The organism is Pseudomonas sp. JY-Q (assembly GCF_001655295.1).
Taxonomy (GTDB): Bacteria; Pseudomonadota; Gammaproteobacteria; order Pseudomonadales; family Pseudomonadaceae; genus Aquipseudomonas; species Aquipseudomonas alloputida.
Map to the genome: position 1 here is coordinate 2,323,496 of NZ_CP011525.1, position 16,504 is coordinate 2,339,999.

A 16,504-nucleotide genomic window follows, 5' to 3' on the forward strand; every position below is an offset into this window, starting at 1 on the left:
CTAAGGAGAGCTGCATGCGGGCAGGCGCGAAGTGGACGCGTGGATTGACTGGATTGTTGTCGCTGGCAAGCCTGCCGGCCTGGGCGGCCACTTCGGTGCTGATCTGGCCGATCGACCCGGTGCTGGAGGCCGACCAGAAGGCCGGTGCGTTGTGGCTGGAAAACCGTGGCACTGCGCCGGCAAACCTGCAGGTGCGGGTATTCGCCTGGCGCCAGGGTGATTACCAGGAGCAGTTCCAGGCGCAGCGCGAGATTATCGGCAGCCCGCCGGTCGCCAACATTGCGCCCGGGCAGAAGCAGCTGATCCGCCTGACCCGTACCGGCCCTTCACCCGCCGGCCAGGAGCAGGCCTACCGCATCATCATCGACGAGATTCCGCCCGCCATCCCGGTCGACAAGGCCGAGCCCGGTGCCACGGCGGCCATTCGTTTGCAGATGCGTTATTCGGTGCCGCTGTTCGTCTATGGCGAAGGGCTGTGGGGCAAGGCCGACCCTGAAGGCAAACGCAATGCCGAGGGCGTGGGCAAGCCACAGCTCAGTTGGCGCCCGGTGACGGTGCAGGGCAAGCCCTACATTGAACTGCGTAACACGGGCCCGGTACATGCGCGGCTGACCGATGTGGTCGTGCAGCAAGGCCCCCAGAGCAAGCCACTGGCTGAAGGCCTGCTGGGCTATGTACTGCCAGGGGCAAGCATGCGCTGGCCGGCTCCCGTGGCATCCGGCAACGTTAGCGTGCTGAAGGGCAGGGTCAATGGTCAACACTCGGCGGACGCCATCCGCCAAGGCCAATGAGCCAACGGCTAAATGAAGTGCAGGGGCCAAGGAGGACCCGGCAATGGTTGGAAACCGTGTGTGAAACGGCTCCCGGCGACGACGTGCCGCTGGTGCCTAGGGCTGGCCATGGTCAGCCCCACGCTGGTGCTGGCCGACGACTTGCCCCCACCGCCCACGGAGATGTCCGCCATCGCCGAGGCCACCCTTTACCTCGACCTGGTGGTGAACCAGATGCCCAGGGTTGAACTGATACCGGTGCAGCAGCGGGCCGGGCGGTTGTACCTGGACAGCGACCTATTGCGCGCAGCCGGCGTTTCGCTGCCGGGCAACCCCCAGGGGGAGGTGGCCCTGGACAGCATCGCGGGGCTGCATACCGATTACGACAGTCAGAACCAGCGCCTGTTGCTGCAGGTACCGCCGGCCTGGTTGCCTGACCAGCAAGTGGGTGATCGCAACCTTTACCCGGCCAGCGATGCGCGCAGCAGTTTTGGCGCCTTGTTCAACTACGACCTGTATCTCAACGACACCGATCAAGGCGGCACCTACCTGGCCGCCTGGAACGAGCTGCGCCTGTTCGACAGCTGGGGTACCTTTTCCAGTACCGGGCAGTGGCGCCAGTCTTTCAGTGGCGCACAGGCGGACGATACGCGCCGAGGTTTCATGCGTTACGACACCACCTGGCGCTTTACCGACGAGCAGCGCCTGCTGACCTACGAAACCGGTGACTTCGTGACGGGCGCCTTGCCCTGGAGCAGTTCGGTGCGCGTGGGCGGGGTGCAGCTGTCACGCGACTTCGCGGTGCGTCCGGATCTTGTCACTTACCCGTTGCCTGCGTTCGCCGGTGAAGCGGCGGTCCCCACGTCGCTCGACCTGTTCATCAACGGTTTCAAGTCCAGCACCACCGAACTTCAGCCAGGCCCGTACACCCTGACCAACGTGCCGTTCATCAACGGGGCCGGGGAGGCGGTGGTGGTCACCACTGATGCCCTTGGCCGGCAGGTGTCGACCACCTTGCCGTTCTATGTCACCAGCAGCCTGCTGCAGAAGGGCCTGTCGGACTACTCGGTGGCCGCCGGCAGCCTACGCCGGGATTACGGCGTACGCGATTTCAGCTATGGGCCGGGTATTGCCTCGGGCAGCCTGCGCTATGGGCTCAGTGACATGTTCACCCTGGAAACCCACGCCGAAACGGCGGAGTCGCTGATGCTCGGAGGGCTGGGTGGCAACATGCGCGTGGGCAATTTCGGCGTGCTCAACGCCGCCTTGGCGCAAAGCCGGTTCGAGGGCGACAAGGGCCACCAGGTCGCCCTTGGCTACCAGTACAACAGCCAGCGCATCGGCTTCGGTTACCAGCGCCTGCAACGTCATGGCGATTATGCCGACCTGAGCCGGGTGGGCTCCCCGGACATGCAACTGAGCAAAAGCAGCGAACAGGTTACCCTCAGTGTCAACCTGAACGCGTACGGCAGCATTGGCGCTGGCTACTTCGACGTGCGCGCCGGTGACGGAACGCGTACCCGGTTGATCAACCTGAGCTACAGCAAGCCGCTGTGGGGCAGCAGCAGTGTGTACCTGTCGGCCAACCGTGAAGTGGGTGACAGCCAGTGGGCGGTGCAGGCGCAGCTGGTGATCCCGTTCGACCTGCACGGCACCCTGGCGCTGAGCATGGAACGCAGCAATGAAGGCGAGACCCTGCAACGGGTCAACTACAGCCGCGCGGTGCCAGCGGGTGTCGGCGTCGGTTACAACCTGGGCTATGCCGCAGGCAGCGACCGTGATGCCTATCGCCAGGCCGACGTCACCTGGCGCCTGCAATCGGTACAATTGCAGGCCGGTGTGTATGGCAGCAGCGGCGAGATGACCCGCTGGGCCGACGCCAGTGGTTCTCTGGTGTGGATGGATGCCGGCGTGTTCGCCGCCAACCGTATCGATGATGCCTTCGTGGTGGTCAGCACCGCAGGTTACGCCGATGTACCGGTGCGTTATGAAAACCAGGAAATCGGCCGTACCGATGCCAAGGGGCACTTGCTGGTGCCTTACAGCAGCGGTTACTACCGGGGCAAGTACGAGATCGACCCCATGAACCTGCCACCGGATGTCCTCGCGCCGGACGTTGAGCAGCGTGTGGCGGTACGACGGGGCAGTGGCTACTTGCTGGAGTTCCCCCTCAAGCGCGTCATGGCGGCCAGTGTCGAATTGGTGGATGGCAACCAGCAGGTGCTCAAACTGGGTAGCCGTGTTACCCACGCAGAGAGTGGCACCCAGGCGGTGGTGGGGTGGGACGGGTTGGTGTACCTGGAGAACCTGTCGTCGCATAACCGCCTTCAGGTGGCGCTTGAAGGGGGTGGGCATTGCGAAGTGGCGTTCGACCTGCCTGACGCGCAAGGCTCGGTCCCTTTGATTGGTCCGTTGGTGTGCCGATGAATGCCTGGCGGCGGGGCCTGGTGGCGAGCGTGCTGCTGTTGCCGAGCAGTACGGCCTGGGCGCTTTGCTCGTCGGTGGCCACCTTGCCGGCAGCGTTTGGCAGCCTTAATTCGACGCAGGTTCGCAACACGGTACAGACGGCTTCCAGCCTCAACTCCGGGTTGCAGTGCACCGGTTCGCTGCTGACCTTGCTCAGCAGCGGTGATCATTTCTACGCCACGATCACGCCCGCTTCGGGCGGTCTGGTCGGCCCGACAGGCGATGTCATTCCCTACACGCTCTATGCCGACAACACCACCCGCTACCCGATTACCCGGGGTGTGGCCTACGACTTCGCCCGCAACGGCATCCTCGACTTGTTGGGGCTGCTCGGCGGTACCACGCCCAAGGCGGTGCCGATCTACATGCGCACCCAGATTGGCAGCAATGTCGCGGCCGGGTTGTATCAAGAGGCCCTGACCGTGGCCTGGAGCTGGGATTATTGTTCGGGTATTGGCGCGTTGGGGATATGCCTTGGGCGTGACATCGGCTCGGGTAGCCAGGTCTTGAACGTGAGCCTGACGGTGACCAACGATTGCCAGATCACCACCCCCGACATCAGCTTCGCCAGTGCGCCGGTGGTGGCGGGGTTCGGCACGGTGAGCCAGGGCATAAACGTGTCATGCACCAAGGGCAGCAGCTACACGGTAGGGCTGGGTGACGGGCAGAACGTGTCCGGTGGGCGGCGGCGGATGAAGTCTTCGGCCAACAACTACCTGGCCTATGACATTTTCAAAAGTGCCGGTACCGTGCGCTGGGGGGCGTCCGGGGCTGCCAGGCGTTCCAGTACGGATGCCGACATCAACCCCGGCGTGGGTACCGGCACGGGTAGCCAGGTGTTCAACTACAACGCCAAGGTCTATACCGATCAGGCGACACCGCCGGCTGCGACCTATACCGACAGTGTGATACTGGATGTGCAGTTCTGAACAGCGGTCTATACCCCCGAAGGAGCCGCCGCGTGTCGCGACGTGCTGCTCCTGCAGGGGTTGCGCAAGACGAGGTTCAGCGCAAATCGCCTACCATGCTTGCCAGGGTCTCCAGCACCGCGCCGGCCAGTGCCTTCGAGCGCGCCCCCGACCACCCGGCAACTGCATCGGGCGCGTCGTCATGGTCCTTGAACGGCATCTCCAGCGTCAGTGACAGGCAGTCATGGGCCATGCCCACCGCGTTGCAGGCCAGCGTCGTGTTCGCCTGTCCGGGCTCGTCACGGGTATAGCCATGCACCGTCTGGAAGTCGCGAGTCAGGCTGCACAAGGTGGTACGGAACTGCTCTTCGAGCTTGGCCAGCCGAGGGGTGTAACCGGGGTTGCCCTCGCATGCGGCCGTGAACACGTGCGGGATCTCTTCGTCACCGTGCACGTCGATGAAGGCATCCACACCGTACTGCTTCATCTGCGCCTGTGCAAAGAACACTTCCGGGCTGAATTCGACGCTGGCGTCCTGCCAGGCGCGGTTGAGGTCCTTGCCTTTGAAGTTGGTGCGCAGGTGGCCGAGGAAGGCGCCGTCGGGGTTCATGTTGGGTATCAGGTAAAGGTCGGCCTTGGCGAGCAATTGCTGGACCACTGCGTCGTTGGCCTGCAGGCGGTCGATCACGCCTTCCATGAACCATTCGGCCATGTGCTCGCCCGGGTGCTGCTGGGCAATCAGCCACAGCTTGCGCTTGCCTTCGGCACCGTCGCCTGCCCGCAGCAGCGGGATGTCGCGGCCCTGGATACTGCGGCCGCTGGCCAGCAACTCGACCCCCGGGAGTTGGCGGGCCCGTTCGATCAGCTGGTTGTGGCGGGCACGCGGGTAGGGCTCGAAATAGGCGAACCAGATCTGGTCCTGTTCAGCCTTGACCTCGAACGATAGCGCCGTACCGTCGAACTGGCTGGGCACGCGGAACCAGCGCTGCTGGTCGTAGCTGGCCACAGCGTTGTAGCCGCTCCACGCGTTCTTGTACGAGGAGCCAGAAGCGTTGTCCAGGCTGAAGCGATGGACCTGCCCCGGTGTGAGCCCGCTGACCTTGAAGTGGAACCACTGGTAGTGGCCGCTGTGGGTGTCCGGGCGAATGGCCAGGTGTACCTGGGCCGGGTTGCTGGCATCCAGTACCTGAATGTTGCCGGAGTCGAAATCGCAGTCGATCTGCAGGGGGGACAGCGTCACGGTCATGTGCCGGGCTCCTTTGCGGGCATTGTTGTAGGGGTACTGTATACGGCTTGGCGGGGATGCTGTGCAAGAACAGGCAGGGCGAGCCGTCAGCGGACGGCCCGTATGCCGCGGGCCAAGGCCGGCAAATGCGTGGACTTCAGGTTATCTGAAGAACTGACTGGGCGTGGTACCGAACTGGCGCTTGAACATGCTGGCGAAGGCACTTGGGCTGTCATAGCCCAAGGCGCCCGCCACATCGATGATTCGCTCGCCCAGGGCAATCCGCTCCAGTGCCAGCATCAGCCGCGCCTGCTGGCGCCACTGGCCAAAGGTCATGCCGGTTTCCTTGCGGAACAACCGCTGGATGGTCTTTTCGTCCACCCCCAGCTGCACGCCCCAGTCGGCAACGGTGGCGTTATCGTCGGGCCGTTCATGCAATGCCGTGCAGATCACCCGCAGGCGCTGGTCGCTGGGTTGCGACAGCTTCAGCGGCAAGGTCGGCAGTACGCAGATTTCGTCGAGGATCAGGCGCATGACCCGGGCTTCGCGCGAGTCCTCGGCAAACGGTGCGGTGAACCCCACCGAGGCCTTGATCAGTTCGCTGAGCAAGGGCGAGATGCTGATGGCCTTGCTCTGCAGGGGCAGGCCTGTTGCCGCGTCGATGCGCACGAACACACTGCGCATCTTCACGTCGCCGACACAGCGAATGGCGTGCACCTGGCCGCAAGGCATCCACACACCGCGGCTGGGTGGCACTGTCCAGCATTCGTTCCCGGACGCGACGATCATCAGGCCTTTGATGGCATAGATCAGTTGATGCTTGGTATGGCTATGGGGCTCGATGAACCAGTCGCTTGGGTAGTCTGTCGCACGGCTACCCACTTCCCAGGTCCACTCATCGACCTCCACCAGCAATTCACGCTGTGGCTTTACCATCGTGACCTCGTATCGAAGCAGCCTGGCAGGGCCACTTTAGCAGCAACGGCCAGGGCGGGCCCGCGAGCGGGTGGCCGGTAGCAAGGCGGTGGCCAACCCGAGCAGCGGCAGGAACGCGATGGCTTGGTACACCCATTCGATGCCATGCCGGTCGGCCAGTGTGCCCAGGCCGGCTGCACCCACGCCGCTGATGCCGAACATCAGCCCGAACATCACCCCCGAAACCATGCCGACCCGGCCTGGCACCGCCTCCTGGGCATACACCACCAGGGCAGCGAATGCCGAGGACATCACCAGGCCGATGGCCACCGCCAGCACGGCTGTCCAGGCGAGGTTGGCATGGGGCAGGGCCAGGGCGAAGGGCGCCACGCCGAGGAACGAGACCCAGATCACGGCCTTGCGCCCGATGCGATCACCCACCGGGCCACCGGCAAAGGTGCCCAGCGCAACGGCTGCGAGGAACACGAACAGGTACAGCTGGCTGTGCTGCACACTCAGGCCGAAATGCTCGATCAGGTAGAAGGTGAAGAAGTTGGTGAACGAAGCGATGTAGACGAACTTGGCGAACATAAGCACGGCAATCACCACCACAGCGCGCCACATGGCACCCCGCGACAGGCCGGGGGCCTGTTGCCCCGCGAAGCTCTTGAGCCGGGCCTGGCCGTGGCGCACGCTCCAGCCCGTCACCCGCAGCAGCACCAGAACGGCCAGCGCAGCGGCCAGCATGAACCAGGCAATGGCCGGTTGGCCGTGCGGAATGATGATGGCAGCGGTGAGCAGTGGGCCGAGGGCCGAGCCGGTATTACCGCCGACCTGGAAGGTTGATTGCGCGGTCCCGAAGCGCCCGCCGGAAGCCATCCTGGCGACCCTCGAGGCCTCTGGGTGAAAGGTGGCCGAACCCACGCCGACCACGGCGGCGGCCACCAGCAGCATTTCATAGCTGCCGGCAAAGGCGAGCAGGGCGATGCCCACCAGCGTCACCACCATGCCGGCAGGCAGCAGGTAGGGTTGTGGGTGCTTGTCGGTGAACATGCCGACCCAAGGTTGCAGCAGGGAAGCGGTCACCTGATACACCAAGGCAATCCAGCCGATCTGGGCGAAGCTCAGCGCGAAATCGCTTTTCAGCATGGGGTAGATCGACGGCAGTACGGCTTGAATCAGGTCGTTGAGCAGGTGGGCGAATGCAGCAGCACCGACGATGCGCACGACAAAGCCCTGAGGCTGGTCGGCAGGCGTGGCGGCGGCTACGGAGGCGGCGGAGGTTGTCATGGGCAAGGTTCTTCTAGGGCAAGGGAACAAGGCATTGCCGCAGCAGGTTATCCAGTGCCGAGGTTGCCTGTCTCACGCCGAACAGGCAGCCAATGTCGCGTTTCGGGCATCCGTGCCCACAGCCTGACAAGCGCACGCAATCGCCCGGCATTTCATCATTGCAGTGAGGAACGGTGCGTCGCAGGCGTCAGGTGCGGCCCGTGTGCAGAAGCGGCCTTGTATCGCGGTGGGCCGCTCCTGCAGGTGGTTGCCTTCAGGCCATATCGGCTGCGGTCTTGCCGGCGACCTTGTGGCGGCCGCCCAGCCATACCAGCAACAGCCCCGCAGCCGCCAGCACACTTCCGGCCATTGGCACGGCGGCGTAGCCCAGGTTCAGGCTGATAACCGCACCACCCAGCGCCGCGCCCACGGCGTTACCCAGGTTGAACGCACCCACGTTGATCGACGACGCCAGGCCTGGCGCCTCGATGGCGGCAGTCATTACACGCATTTGCAGCGGCGGTACCACGGCGAAGGTGAACATGCCCCAGACCAGCAGGGCGATGGCAGCGCCGAGGTGGCTGCTCAGTACCAGGGGCATCAGCAGCATGATCAGCGCCAGCACGGCAAGGAAGATTTTCGCCGCGCCATCCAGCGACCAGTCGGCCAGGCGGCCACCCAGGCTGTTGCCAAGGGTGAAGCCAACGCCGATCAGTACCAGCGCCAAGGTTACGAAGCCGTCCGAGGCACCGGTCAGTTCGGCCAGCACCGGCGCCACGTAGGTGTACAAGGTGAACATGGCGCCGGCACCGAGCACGGTGGTGGCCATTGCCAGCAGCACGCTGGGGCGGGCAATGACCGCCAGTTCCTTGCGCACATGCGGCACGCTGCCGCGTTCACCCTTGGGCAGGGCGTACCACAGCGCGGCCATGGCCAGCAGGCCAAGTACGGCGGTACCGGCAAATGCCATGCGCCAGCCGATCTGCTGGCCGATCCAGGTGGCGGCCGGTACGCCGCCGATGTTGGCGATGGTCAGGCCCATGAACATGGTGGCCACGGCGCTGGCCTGTTTTTCCTTGGGCACCACGCTGGCTGCCACCACGGCTCCCAGGCCGAAGAACGCACCATGGTTGAGGCTGGTGACCAGTCGCGAAGCGAGCAGGGTGTAGTAGTCCGGCGACAGTGACGACAGCAGGTTGCCAAGGGTGAAGATGGCCATCAGCGCCATCAGCGCAGCGCGCTTCCCAAAGCGGCTGAACAGCAAGGTCATGATCGGCGCGCCGACCATCACGCCAATGGCATAGGCGGTGATCAGCATGCCGGCGCTGGGGATGCTCACCTCCACGCCTTGGGCGATGACTGGCAGTAGCCCCATCGGGGTGAACTCGGTAGTGCCGATGCCAAAGGCGCCAATGGCCAACGCGAAGAGCACGCGGCCGGGTCTCATTGTTTGAGCAGTCATCAGTGTCAGTCCCAGGTTGGCGCCAGGCCGTCAGGGCTGACCTCGCGGCCGTTGCGCTCCAGCTTGGCGATGCGTGCCATATCGTCGGTGTCCAGCGTCAGGCCACGGGCAAGCAGGTTGCTGGCCAGGTTTTCACGCTTGGTCGACGACGGGATCACGGCATAGCCCAGTTGCAAGGCCCAGGCCAGGGCAACCTGGGCGACGGTAGCCTTGTGCTTGGCGGCGATCTGGGCCAGCACCGGGTCTTTCAGCACTTTGCCGTAGGCCAGGGTCATGTACGAGGTCACGGTGATCCCTTGTTCCTCGAGGAACGCGGTCAGCGTGCTGTTCTGCAGGTAGGGGCTGAGCTCGATCTGGTTGGTGGCGATTTCCCCTTTGCCGACCACGGCAATGGCTTGCCTGGTCAGCTCGATGTTGAAGTTGGAAACGCCGATCTGGCGAGCCAGGCCTTGCTGCTTGGCGTCGGCCAGGGCCTTCATGTACTCGGGCAGTTCTACGCCATTGCCCGGCGCTGGCCAGTGGATCAGCAGCAGGTCGACGTAGTCGGTGCGCAGCTTCTGCAAGCTGTCACGCAGGCTGGGGATCAGCTTGTCGGCGGCGTAGTTGTCGACCCAGATCTTGGTGGTGATGAACAGCTCGCTGCGCGGCACGCCGCTTTCGGCGATGGCCTGGCCCACTTCGGCTTCGTTCTTGTAGATCTGGGCGGTATCGATGACGCGGTAGCCGACTGCCAGGGCAGACTTGACCGAGTCGATGACGGTTTGGCCGGAGAGGCGGAAGGTGCCGAGGCCGAAGGAAGGAACGCTCATGGGGTTGCTCCTGAATAGGAAGAGGATCATGTGATGGCCAGTGTGCAGGTTTGAACGGCAGCGAATAAGCCGCCATGGCGCCAAAGTCCTTTGACCTGTAGTCACAAATACATTTTCAAGCTGTGCATTCACTACATAAATAGGGCCCGAGGGGACTGGAACCTTGTTCAGCTAGCGCTTTTTTATCAAGCGTTGAGGCTGCCCATGACCCCTTCAGTAATACCCGCCGACTCCATCGATGCGCTGATTGCCCGTCAGCTGCCAGGCTGGCTCAAGCGCGCATCTGCCCAAGAGCTGACAGGGCTGCGCGCCGCTGCTTTGCGCCAACAGCGGGCGCAGGACCACGTCGACGCCTGGTTAAGGGCTATAACCCCCTTGGATGAGTTCGCCGAGTCGTTGCTCAAACGTGCACCCGAGGCCCATTCGATCAAGCAGGTGGATTTGCGCCAGGCTCAGCTCAGGCTGGTGACCCTGCAGCCCAAACCGTCGATATCACCTGCTCTACCTAGCACGTCAACACGCATCGTCAGCACCCAGACGCTTCTTTCGGCGGCACTGCATAACTTCCACGAAAAGGAAATGCAGCCTGGCTGGTTCGCGGCCGGGTCGCAGTTGGTCACTGCCAGCGGGCACCTGCTGCCGCTAAGTGCGCAAGCTTTTGTCCACCTTTGCAGAGACATCGATATTGGCAGGCGTTATCAAAGCCATTTGCAATCGAAGCTGGAAGGCGAGGGGGTGGCCGTCGAGAGTGCCCTGGAGGAGGCGATGAGCGCCAACCTGGCGCTTGCTGCAATCGTCGCAAGAATCAAGGGTGAAATCGATGAGCAGACCTGTCAGTGGATCAACCAGGTGGTGGGCACAGGGTCTTTCCTGCCAGCCGACAACACCGTATTGAAGTGTCACACCCTGCGGCTGTTGGGCAAGGAGGTCATTGGCGCACTGGTGATCGAAGTGCGTCAGAACGCCCGCCTGCTTGGTGTTATCGCGTGGTTCCCTGAGGACCCGTATGCCCCGGTGAGTTGGCACACCAGCTGGGAGCTGCTGTACATGACCCTTGGCATACGTTTGCGTAATGAAGCGTATCGGCGCTACTTCCAGCGCTTCGTCGCAGAGCGTGATCGCGTCGCCTTCTGCGCGGCGCTGAACGCGCTGCTCAGCCACGGTAATACCGTTCTCCCGCTTGAGCTGGATGGCCGCTGTTTTGCGATCGAGGGCGACGTGTTTGTCGCGCTGCGCCAAGCCCGGATCGACAAAATGCTGGATGACGCACGGGTATTGGCCGTTTCGACAGAGGATGAAGATGTCGCCGACCGTCGCGCACGTTTGCAGGGCTATCTGGATTTGGGGTTGAGCGTAGCAGGCCTGGCAGCGCTGTTTGTGCCTGTGTTGGGGCAGGCCCTGCTGGGGCTTACGGTGGTGCAGCTGGCAGGTGAGGTGTACGAAAGCTACCAGGATTGGCAGTTGGGTGATCGCGACGCCGCATTGGGCCACTTGTTCAACGTGGCCGACACGGTTGTGATGACGGCGGTGACGGCGGCCGGGGCGACGGCACTTGGCAAGCTGGCCCAGCGAGTGGTGCAGGTGGATGCCTTGGTGCCGGTAAGCCTGGGCGATGGCCAGTTGCGGCTGTGTGACCCGTCCTTGTCGGGCTATCAGCGTGAGGGCGTCGATCTGATGGTAGGACAGGCCGTGAATGAAACTGGCCGTTCGCTGAGGCGCCTGCACGATGCTGTCTATGAGGTGAGTGAAGGGGACGATGGCGCATGGCGTATTCATCATCCATCAAGGCCACAGGCCTACGTACCGGCACTTGAGCACAATGGTGCCGGGGGATGGGTGCATGAGTTCGAACAACCGCAGCGCTGGCATGACGCCGCCTACATGGTGCGCCGCCTTGCCAGTCGTACGGCGCAGGTGCCCGATGAGGCGGTGTCTGTGGCGTTGCAGGCCACGGGTTTCGAGGCTGACAGCCTGCGCCGTTTGTTACTGGAAAATGCGCCCCCGCCGGCACGCCTGCTCGATGCCATCGAGCGCCAGCAATTGCACCGTGATTTCCCGGCGTTGCGAGGTGAGGCTTTCGAGGAGGTCTTCAACGAGCGACAGATCAGCCCGCAAGCAGCAGACCGGGTCTTGATGCGGGACTTCCCAGGCCTTTCCCACCGCTGCGCACGGGAAATCGTCGAGGGGGCCAGCAGTGTCGAGATGGAGAGCCTGACGGGCGCAGGCCGGGTGCCCTTGGCCTTGGCGGAACGTGCACGCTGGGCAATACGCGACAGTCGGATAGACCGTGCCTGCGCAGGGTTGCGCCAGGCCGCGGCAGAAAATGACGATACCGGCAAGCTCGCGCTGGGCCTGCTCGATGCCATCGCCCCCTGGTCGGCTGGGGTCAACGTTGAGCTGCCTGCCGCGGGCAGGGGTGGGTTGCTGCAGACGTTGAGACGGCAACTGGACAGCCGCCAGCGACAGTTGCTCGGTATTAGCCAGATGACGGATGACGCACTGGGTGAGCGGCTTGGGCGTGAGGCGCTCGCTGACCGTGAAGCGGCGGCCCGAATGATTGGGCTGGCCCGTGTGGGGCAGGGGATTCGCCCTCCTGTGCGGTTGTTCGATGGGCGTTTGGGCTACCCGCTCAGTGGCCAGCTGACAGGCACCCGCCAGGCACTGCGGCGCACGTTGAACCACGTGTTCCCGGTGATGAGCAGTGAGCAGCTGGAGGGCTACCTGCAAGACCTGGCACAGCGGGGGGTGGACCCGTGGGACCATGTCAGCCAACTGTTACAGGCCAAGGTCAGCCTCAAGCAGGCATTGCAAGCCTGGCGAAATGACGCAGGGCTGAACATTGTTCGCCGCCTGCGTCGTATCAAGGTTGCCAGGCGCATTACGGCAAGCTGGCAGCGCTTTACCCCTGGAGAGGTGGCGGGTGACTACCACCTGACCCTCGTGGGCGAGCGGGTGGGTGACCTGCCAGCGTTGCCTGATAATGTGAGTTTCGACCACATCACGCACCTGACCCTGCGCGATATGCAGGTGACGAGCCTTGATGCGGGCTTTCTTGGTCGCTTCAGCAAGGTGCGCAACCTGGACTTGCGGAACAACCAGCTGACGCGCCTTCCCGCAGGTATCGAGCAACTGACCGAACTGAGGACCCTGCGCCTTGGCGGCAACCAGATCGTGCTTTCCAGCGAGGATAACCTGCGTTTGAGCCAGCTTGTGGAGCTGCGCCGCTTGGAGCTCAACGGTAACCCGGTCGGCTTGCTGCCACCCTTGGCGTCTTTCCCCCTGCTGCGCCGGCTGTCCTTGCGCAACACCGGGCTGGGCGATCTGCCCGCTGATCTGGCCAGGCACGGTAATCTGGAGTTGCTGGACATGCGTGACAACCAGATCCAGACGCTGCCTGAAGCGTTGTCCCTAGTGCCGCTTCGCTTGTGGCGGGGCCTGGAGCTGCACGACAATCCACTCTCGGACGAAACCCTGCAGCGCTTGCAGTTGGCCAGGGCGTCGGCCGGGGCTGCTGAGCGTCGACGTGCAGCTCATGCCACTTCGATCCCGAACGCTGCAGCCCCTTGGTTTTCAGGGTTCACGCCAGCCCAGCGCGAGGTGCGATTGGCGAGCTGGAACCGCTTGAGCCAGGAAGCCGGGGCGCAGGATCTGTTTCGCTTTTTCTCTGATTTACGCGCCCTGCGTGAATACGACGCACAACCGCGCGACCTTCAGGCGCGGGTGTGGCATATCCTCGAAGCCTGCGAACAGCACGCTGAAGTACGCGCGAGCCTGTTCGAGCAAGTTGCCCGGCCGCGCAGTTGCAGCGACGAGTTGCTGCTGACGCTCAGCGAGCTGGAGGTTGGCGCGCTGGTCGCCAAGGCCGGTGCAGCCGGTACCGGGTTGCAGAAGGAGCGGGCGCTGGTCAGGCTGGGGCGTTCATTGTTCCGCCTGGACAAAGTCAACGCAATTGCCGCGCGGCATATTGCGGATTACTTTTCGAACGATCCCGTTGAGGTTTACCTGACCTATCGCGTCAGGCTGGCGGATAGCCTCGACCTTCCCGTGCAGCCCAGCCATCTTTCGTATGAGAGTTTCAGCGGGGTTGGCCGCGAAGACCTGGACGCCGCGCGCAGCGAGGTGCTGCGGCAGGAAACGCCACAAGCCTTGGCGCAGGCGCTGGCAGATCGATCCTTCTGGCAGGACTACCTGCACGAGCAGCAGGCGGCGCGCTTCAGCCGCTTGGACGAGCCTTTTCAGCAGCGCCTGGATGCGTTGCTCGAACAGTCGAAAACGCTGAGCGATGGCGACTACTTTGCCCAGGTCGAGCATATCTGCGCAGCGCGTGAGGTCGCGAAACGGCAGCTTTTGCTTGAATTGAGCCGAGAGGCAATTCAACGCCACGCCCTGTGAACGAAACAGCCCGCCGAGAGGCGGGCTGTTCGCTGGGGCGGGACGATCAGCGGCGGCGGAACAGCGGCAGCGGTTCGTCGGTGGCGGCCTGGTAGGTCACCGAGAAGTCCTTCAGGCTTTGCAGCGCGTCTTCCGGGTCCTTGTCGGCACGGATGGCGAAGGCGTCGAAGCCGCAGCGGGCCATGAAGAACAGCTGGTCGCGCAGCACATCGCCGATGGCGCGCAGTTCGCCTTTGAACTTGTAGCGGTCACGCAGCAGGCGCGCATTGGAGTAGCTGCGGCCGTCGGTGAATGCCGGGAAGTTCAGGGCGATGACCTGGAAGTGGTGCACGTCTTCACCGATTTCCTCCGCTTCCTGGTCGCTGTCCAGCCATACACCCAGGCCGCCATCGCGGGCCTTGAGCACATGGGCATGGTCGCGCCACATTTGCAGCGGCACGATGTAGTCGTCGCAGTTGGTCAGCTCGTCGAACGAGGTTTCCTTGGGCAGCAGGTGCCAGGTTTCGTCGACGATCTGGTTGTTCTTAATGATTCGCTGCATAGACGCGTTCCTTGAAGGGGTCGATGCCGATACGCTGGTAGGTGTCGATGAAACGCTCTTCCTCGGTACGTTGCTCGACGTACACGGCGATCAGCTTCTCGATCACATCGGCCATGTCATCCTGCGCGAAGGACGGGCCAAGGATCTTGCCCAGGCTTGCGCCGCGTGCGGCGTTGCCGCCCAGCGACACCTGGTAGAACTCCTCACCCTTCTTGTCCACGCCGAGGATGCCGATGTGGCCCACGTGGTGGTGGCCGCAGGCGTTCATGCAGCCGGAGATGTTCAGGTCGATTTCGCCGATGTCGAACAGGTAGTCCAGGTCGTCGAAGCGGCGCTGGATGGACTCGGCAATCGGGATCGACTTGGCGTTTGCCAGCGAGCAGTAGTCGCCACCCGGGCAGCAGATGATGTCGGTCAGCAGGCCGATGTTCGGGGTAGCGAAGCCGCCTTCGCGCAGTTCAAGCCACAGCGCGTGCAACTGGCGCTGCTCGACGTCGGCGAGGATGATGTTCTGCTCGTGCGAGGTGCGCAGGAAGCCGAAGCTGTAGCGTTCGGCCAGGTCGGCCACGGCGTCCAGCTGCTTGTCGGTCAGGTCGCCCGGGGCAACACCGGTAGGCTTGAGTGACAGGGTAACAGCCACGTAGCCCGGGCGCTTGTGGGCGCGGGTGTTGCGCGAGCGCCAGCGGGCGAACCCTGGGTGCTCGGCATCCAGGGCGGTATAGTCGACGTTGTCGAGTGCGAGGTACTCGGGGTCGACGAAGTGGCGCGATACGCGTTGCACTTCGGCTTCGGTCAGGGTGGTGGTGCCGCCACGCAGGTGGACCATTTCGGCCTCGACCTTTTCGGCGAACACTTCCGGGGTAAGGGCCTTGACCAGAATCTTGATCCGCGCCTTGTACTTGTTGTCACGGCGGCCGTAACGGTTGTACACGCGCAGGATGGCGTCGAGGTAGCTGATCAGGTCCTGCCATGGCAGGAACTCGTTGATGAACGAGCCCACCACCGGGGTACGGCCCAGGCCGCCACCGACCAGCACACGGAAGCCCAGTTCGCCGGCCGCGTTGCGCACGGGCTCCAGGCCAATGTCGTGCACTTCGATGGCGGCGCGGTCTTCCTGCGAACCGTTGATGGCGATCTTGAACTTGCGTGGCAGGTAGGCGAATTCCGGGTGGAAGGTGGTCCACTGACGGACGATTTCACACCACGGGCGCGGGTCGACGATCTCGTCTGCGGCCACACCGGCGAACTGGTCGGTGGTGGTGTTGCGCAGGCAGTTGCCGCTGGTCTGGATCGCGTGCATCTGCACGGTGGCCAGCTCGGCGAGGATGTCGGGGATGTCTTCCAGCGCCGGCCAGTTGAACTGCACGTTCTGGCGGGTGGAAATGTGGGCATAGCCCTTGTCATAGTCGCGAGCGATCTTGGCCAGGGTGCGGACCTGGTTGGCGTTCAGCTGGCCGTACGGCACCGCGACACGCAGCATCGGCGCGAAACGTTGGATGTATAGGCCGTTCTGCAGGCGCAGAGGGCGGAATTCTTCTTCGCTCAGCTCACCGGCCAGGTAGCGGCGGGTCTGATCACGGAACTGCTTGACGCGGTCCTCGATGATCCGCTGATCGTACTCGTCGTATACGTACATAAAAGTCCTGTCTCAGGCATGCAGCTATTCGCGCGCACGGCCGCGCACTCCGGTACGGAGCCGGGGAACGATAGCAGGTTGCGGTTATGCGCTAAAGTGATGTTTTTGCAT

At 63.5% G+C, this 16,504-nt stretch carries 11 protein-coding genes; 4 read left to right on the forward strand and 7 right to left on the reverse strand.

The window, feature by feature from the left end; all coding sequences use genetic code 11:
- The first annotated feature begins 14 nt into the window (after window positions 1-14).
- From AA098_RS10595 to AA098_RS10605, 3 genes are all read left to right on the forward strand, one after another.
- Entirely contained in the window at window positions 15-791 is a 777-nt protein-coding gene (locus AA098_RS10595; protein WP_014861818.1) for a molecular chaperone, read from the forward strand.
- Window positions 792-899: 108 nt separating this feature from the next.
- The gene (locus AA098_RS10600; RefSeq protein ID WP_064614200.1) at window positions 900-3,197 is read left to right on the forward strand and encodes a fimbria/pilus outer membrane usher protein; all 2,298 of its coding nucleotides are present in this window, start codon (window positions 900-902) and stop codon (window positions 3,195-3,197) included.
- Window positions 3,194-4,165 (forward strand): spore coat U domain-containing protein, encoded by a 972-nt coding sequence (locus AA098_RS10605; RefSeq protein WP_003250377.1) that lies wholly within the window; start codon window positions 3,194-3,196, stop codon window positions 4,163-4,165. The genes AA098_RS10600 and AA098_RS10605 overlap by 4 nt, the downstream gene beginning before the upstream one ends.
- Window positions 4,166-4,241: 76 nt before the next feature.
- On the opposite strand, the gene AA098_RS10610 is transcribed toward AA098_RS10605, so the two are convergent.
- The 5 genes from AA098_RS10610 to dkgB form a co-directional block, all read right to left on the reverse strand.
- Complete coding sequence (locus tag AA098_RS10610; protein WP_003250378.1) at window positions 4,242-5,390, reverse strand: M14-type cytosolic carboxypeptidase; 1,149 nt, start codon at window positions 5,388-5,390, stop codon at window positions 4,242-4,244.
- Window positions 5,391-5,531: 141 nt separating this feature from the next.
- Window positions 5,532-6,305 carry a helix-turn-helix domain-containing protein gene (locus AA098_RS10615; RefSeq protein ID WP_064614201.1) on the reverse strand — a complete coding sequence of 258 codons (774 nt, stop codon included), beginning with the start codon at window positions 6,303-6,305 and terminating at the stop codon, window positions 5,532-5,534.
- 36 nt (window positions 6,306-6,341) lie between these two features.
- Window positions 6,342-7,574, reverse strand: a complete 1,233-nt coding sequence (locus AA098_RS10620) for an MFS transporter (RefSeq protein WP_003250383.1) — start codon at window positions 7,572-7,574, stop codon at window positions 6,342-6,344.
- Window positions 7,575-7,827: 253 nt separating this feature from the next.
- Entirely contained in the window at window positions 7,828-9,000 is a 1,173-nt protein-coding gene (locus tag AA098_RS10625; protein WP_064614202.1) for an MFS transporter, read from the reverse strand.
- A gap of 20 nt (window positions 9,001-9,020) precedes the next feature.
- Entirely contained in the window at window positions 9,021-9,824 is an 804-nt protein-coding gene (dkgB, locus tag AA098_RS10630) for a 2,5-didehydrogluconate reductase DkgB (protein ID WP_060544841.1), read from the reverse strand.
- A gap of 204 nt (window positions 9,825-10,028) precedes the next feature.
- Here dkgB and AA098_RS10635 point away from each other — a divergent pair, with 204 nt between their 5' ends.
- A complete protein-coding gene (locus AA098_RS10635; protein WP_064614203.1) occupies window positions 10,029-14,216 on the forward strand; it encodes an NEL-type E3 ubiquitin ligase domain-containing protein in 4,188 nt (1,395 codons plus the stop codon).
- A gap of 46 nt (window positions 14,217-14,262) precedes the next feature.
- Here AA098_RS10635 and AA098_RS10640 read toward each other — a convergent pair whose 3' ends face one another.
- Together AA098_RS10640 and AA098_RS10645 are read right to left on the reverse strand one after the other, a co-directional pair.
- Window positions 14,263-14,757: a DUF934 domain-containing protein gene (locus AA098_RS10640; RefSeq protein ID WP_003250391.1), complete on the reverse strand. Its 495-nt coding sequence runs from the start codon at window positions 14,755-14,757 to the stop codon at window positions 14,263-14,265.
- Window positions 14,741-16,393: a nitrite/sulfite reductase gene (locus AA098_RS10645; RefSeq protein WP_003250394.1), complete on the reverse strand. Its 1,653-nt coding sequence runs from the start codon at window positions 16,391-16,393 to the stop codon at window positions 14,741-14,743. The genes AA098_RS10640 and AA098_RS10645 overlap by 17 nt, the downstream gene beginning before the upstream one ends.
- Between the last annotated feature and the right edge of the window lie 111 nt (window positions 16,394-16,504).

Excerpts from the sequence above, each read along its gene's own strand:
- AA098_RS10600 (WP_064614200.1), top strand. The coding sequence starts at position 900 with ATGGTCAGCCCCACGCTGGTGCTGGCCGACGACTTGCCCCCACCGCCC.
- AA098_RS10625 (WP_064614202.1), bottom strand. The coding sequence starts at position 9,000 with ATGAGACCCGGCCGCGTGCTCTTCGCGTTGGCCATTGGCGCCTTTGGC.
- AA098_RS10620 (WP_003250383.1), bottom strand. The coding sequence starts at position 7,574 with ATGACAACCTCCGCCGCCTCCGTAGCCGCCGCCACGCCTGCCGACCAG.
- AA098_RS10645 (WP_003250394.1), bottom strand. The coding sequence starts at position 16,393 with ATGTACGTATACGACGAGTACGATCAGCGGATCATCGAGGACCGCGTC.
- AA098_RS10595 (WP_014861818.1), top strand. The coding sequence starts at position 15 with ATGCGGGCAGGCGCGAAGTGGACGCGTGGATTGACTGGATTGTTGTCG.
- AA098_RS10605 (WP_003250377.1), top strand. The coding sequence starts at position 3,194 with ATGAATGCCTGGCGGCGGGGCCTGGTGGCGAGCGTGCTGCTGTTGCCG.
- AA098_RS10640 (WP_003250391.1), bottom strand. The coding sequence starts at position 14,757 with ATGCAGCGAATCATTAAGAACAACCAGATCGTCGACGAAACCTGGCAC.
- AA098_RS10610 (WP_003250378.1), bottom strand. The coding sequence starts at position 5,390 with ATGACCGTGACGCTGTCCCCCCTGCAGATCGACTGCGATTTCGACTCC.
- dkgB (WP_060544841.1), bottom strand. The coding sequence starts at position 9,824 with ATGAGCGTTCCTTCCTTCGGCCTCGGCACCTTCCGCCTCTCCGGCCAA.
- AA098_RS10635 (WP_064614203.1), top strand. The coding sequence starts at position 10,029 with ATGACCCCTTCAGTAATACCCGCCGACTCCATCGATGCGCTGATTGCC.
- AA098_RS10615 (WP_064614201.1), bottom strand. The coding sequence starts at position 6,305 with ATGGTAAAGCCACAGCGTGAATTGCTGGTGGAGGTCGATGAGTGGACC.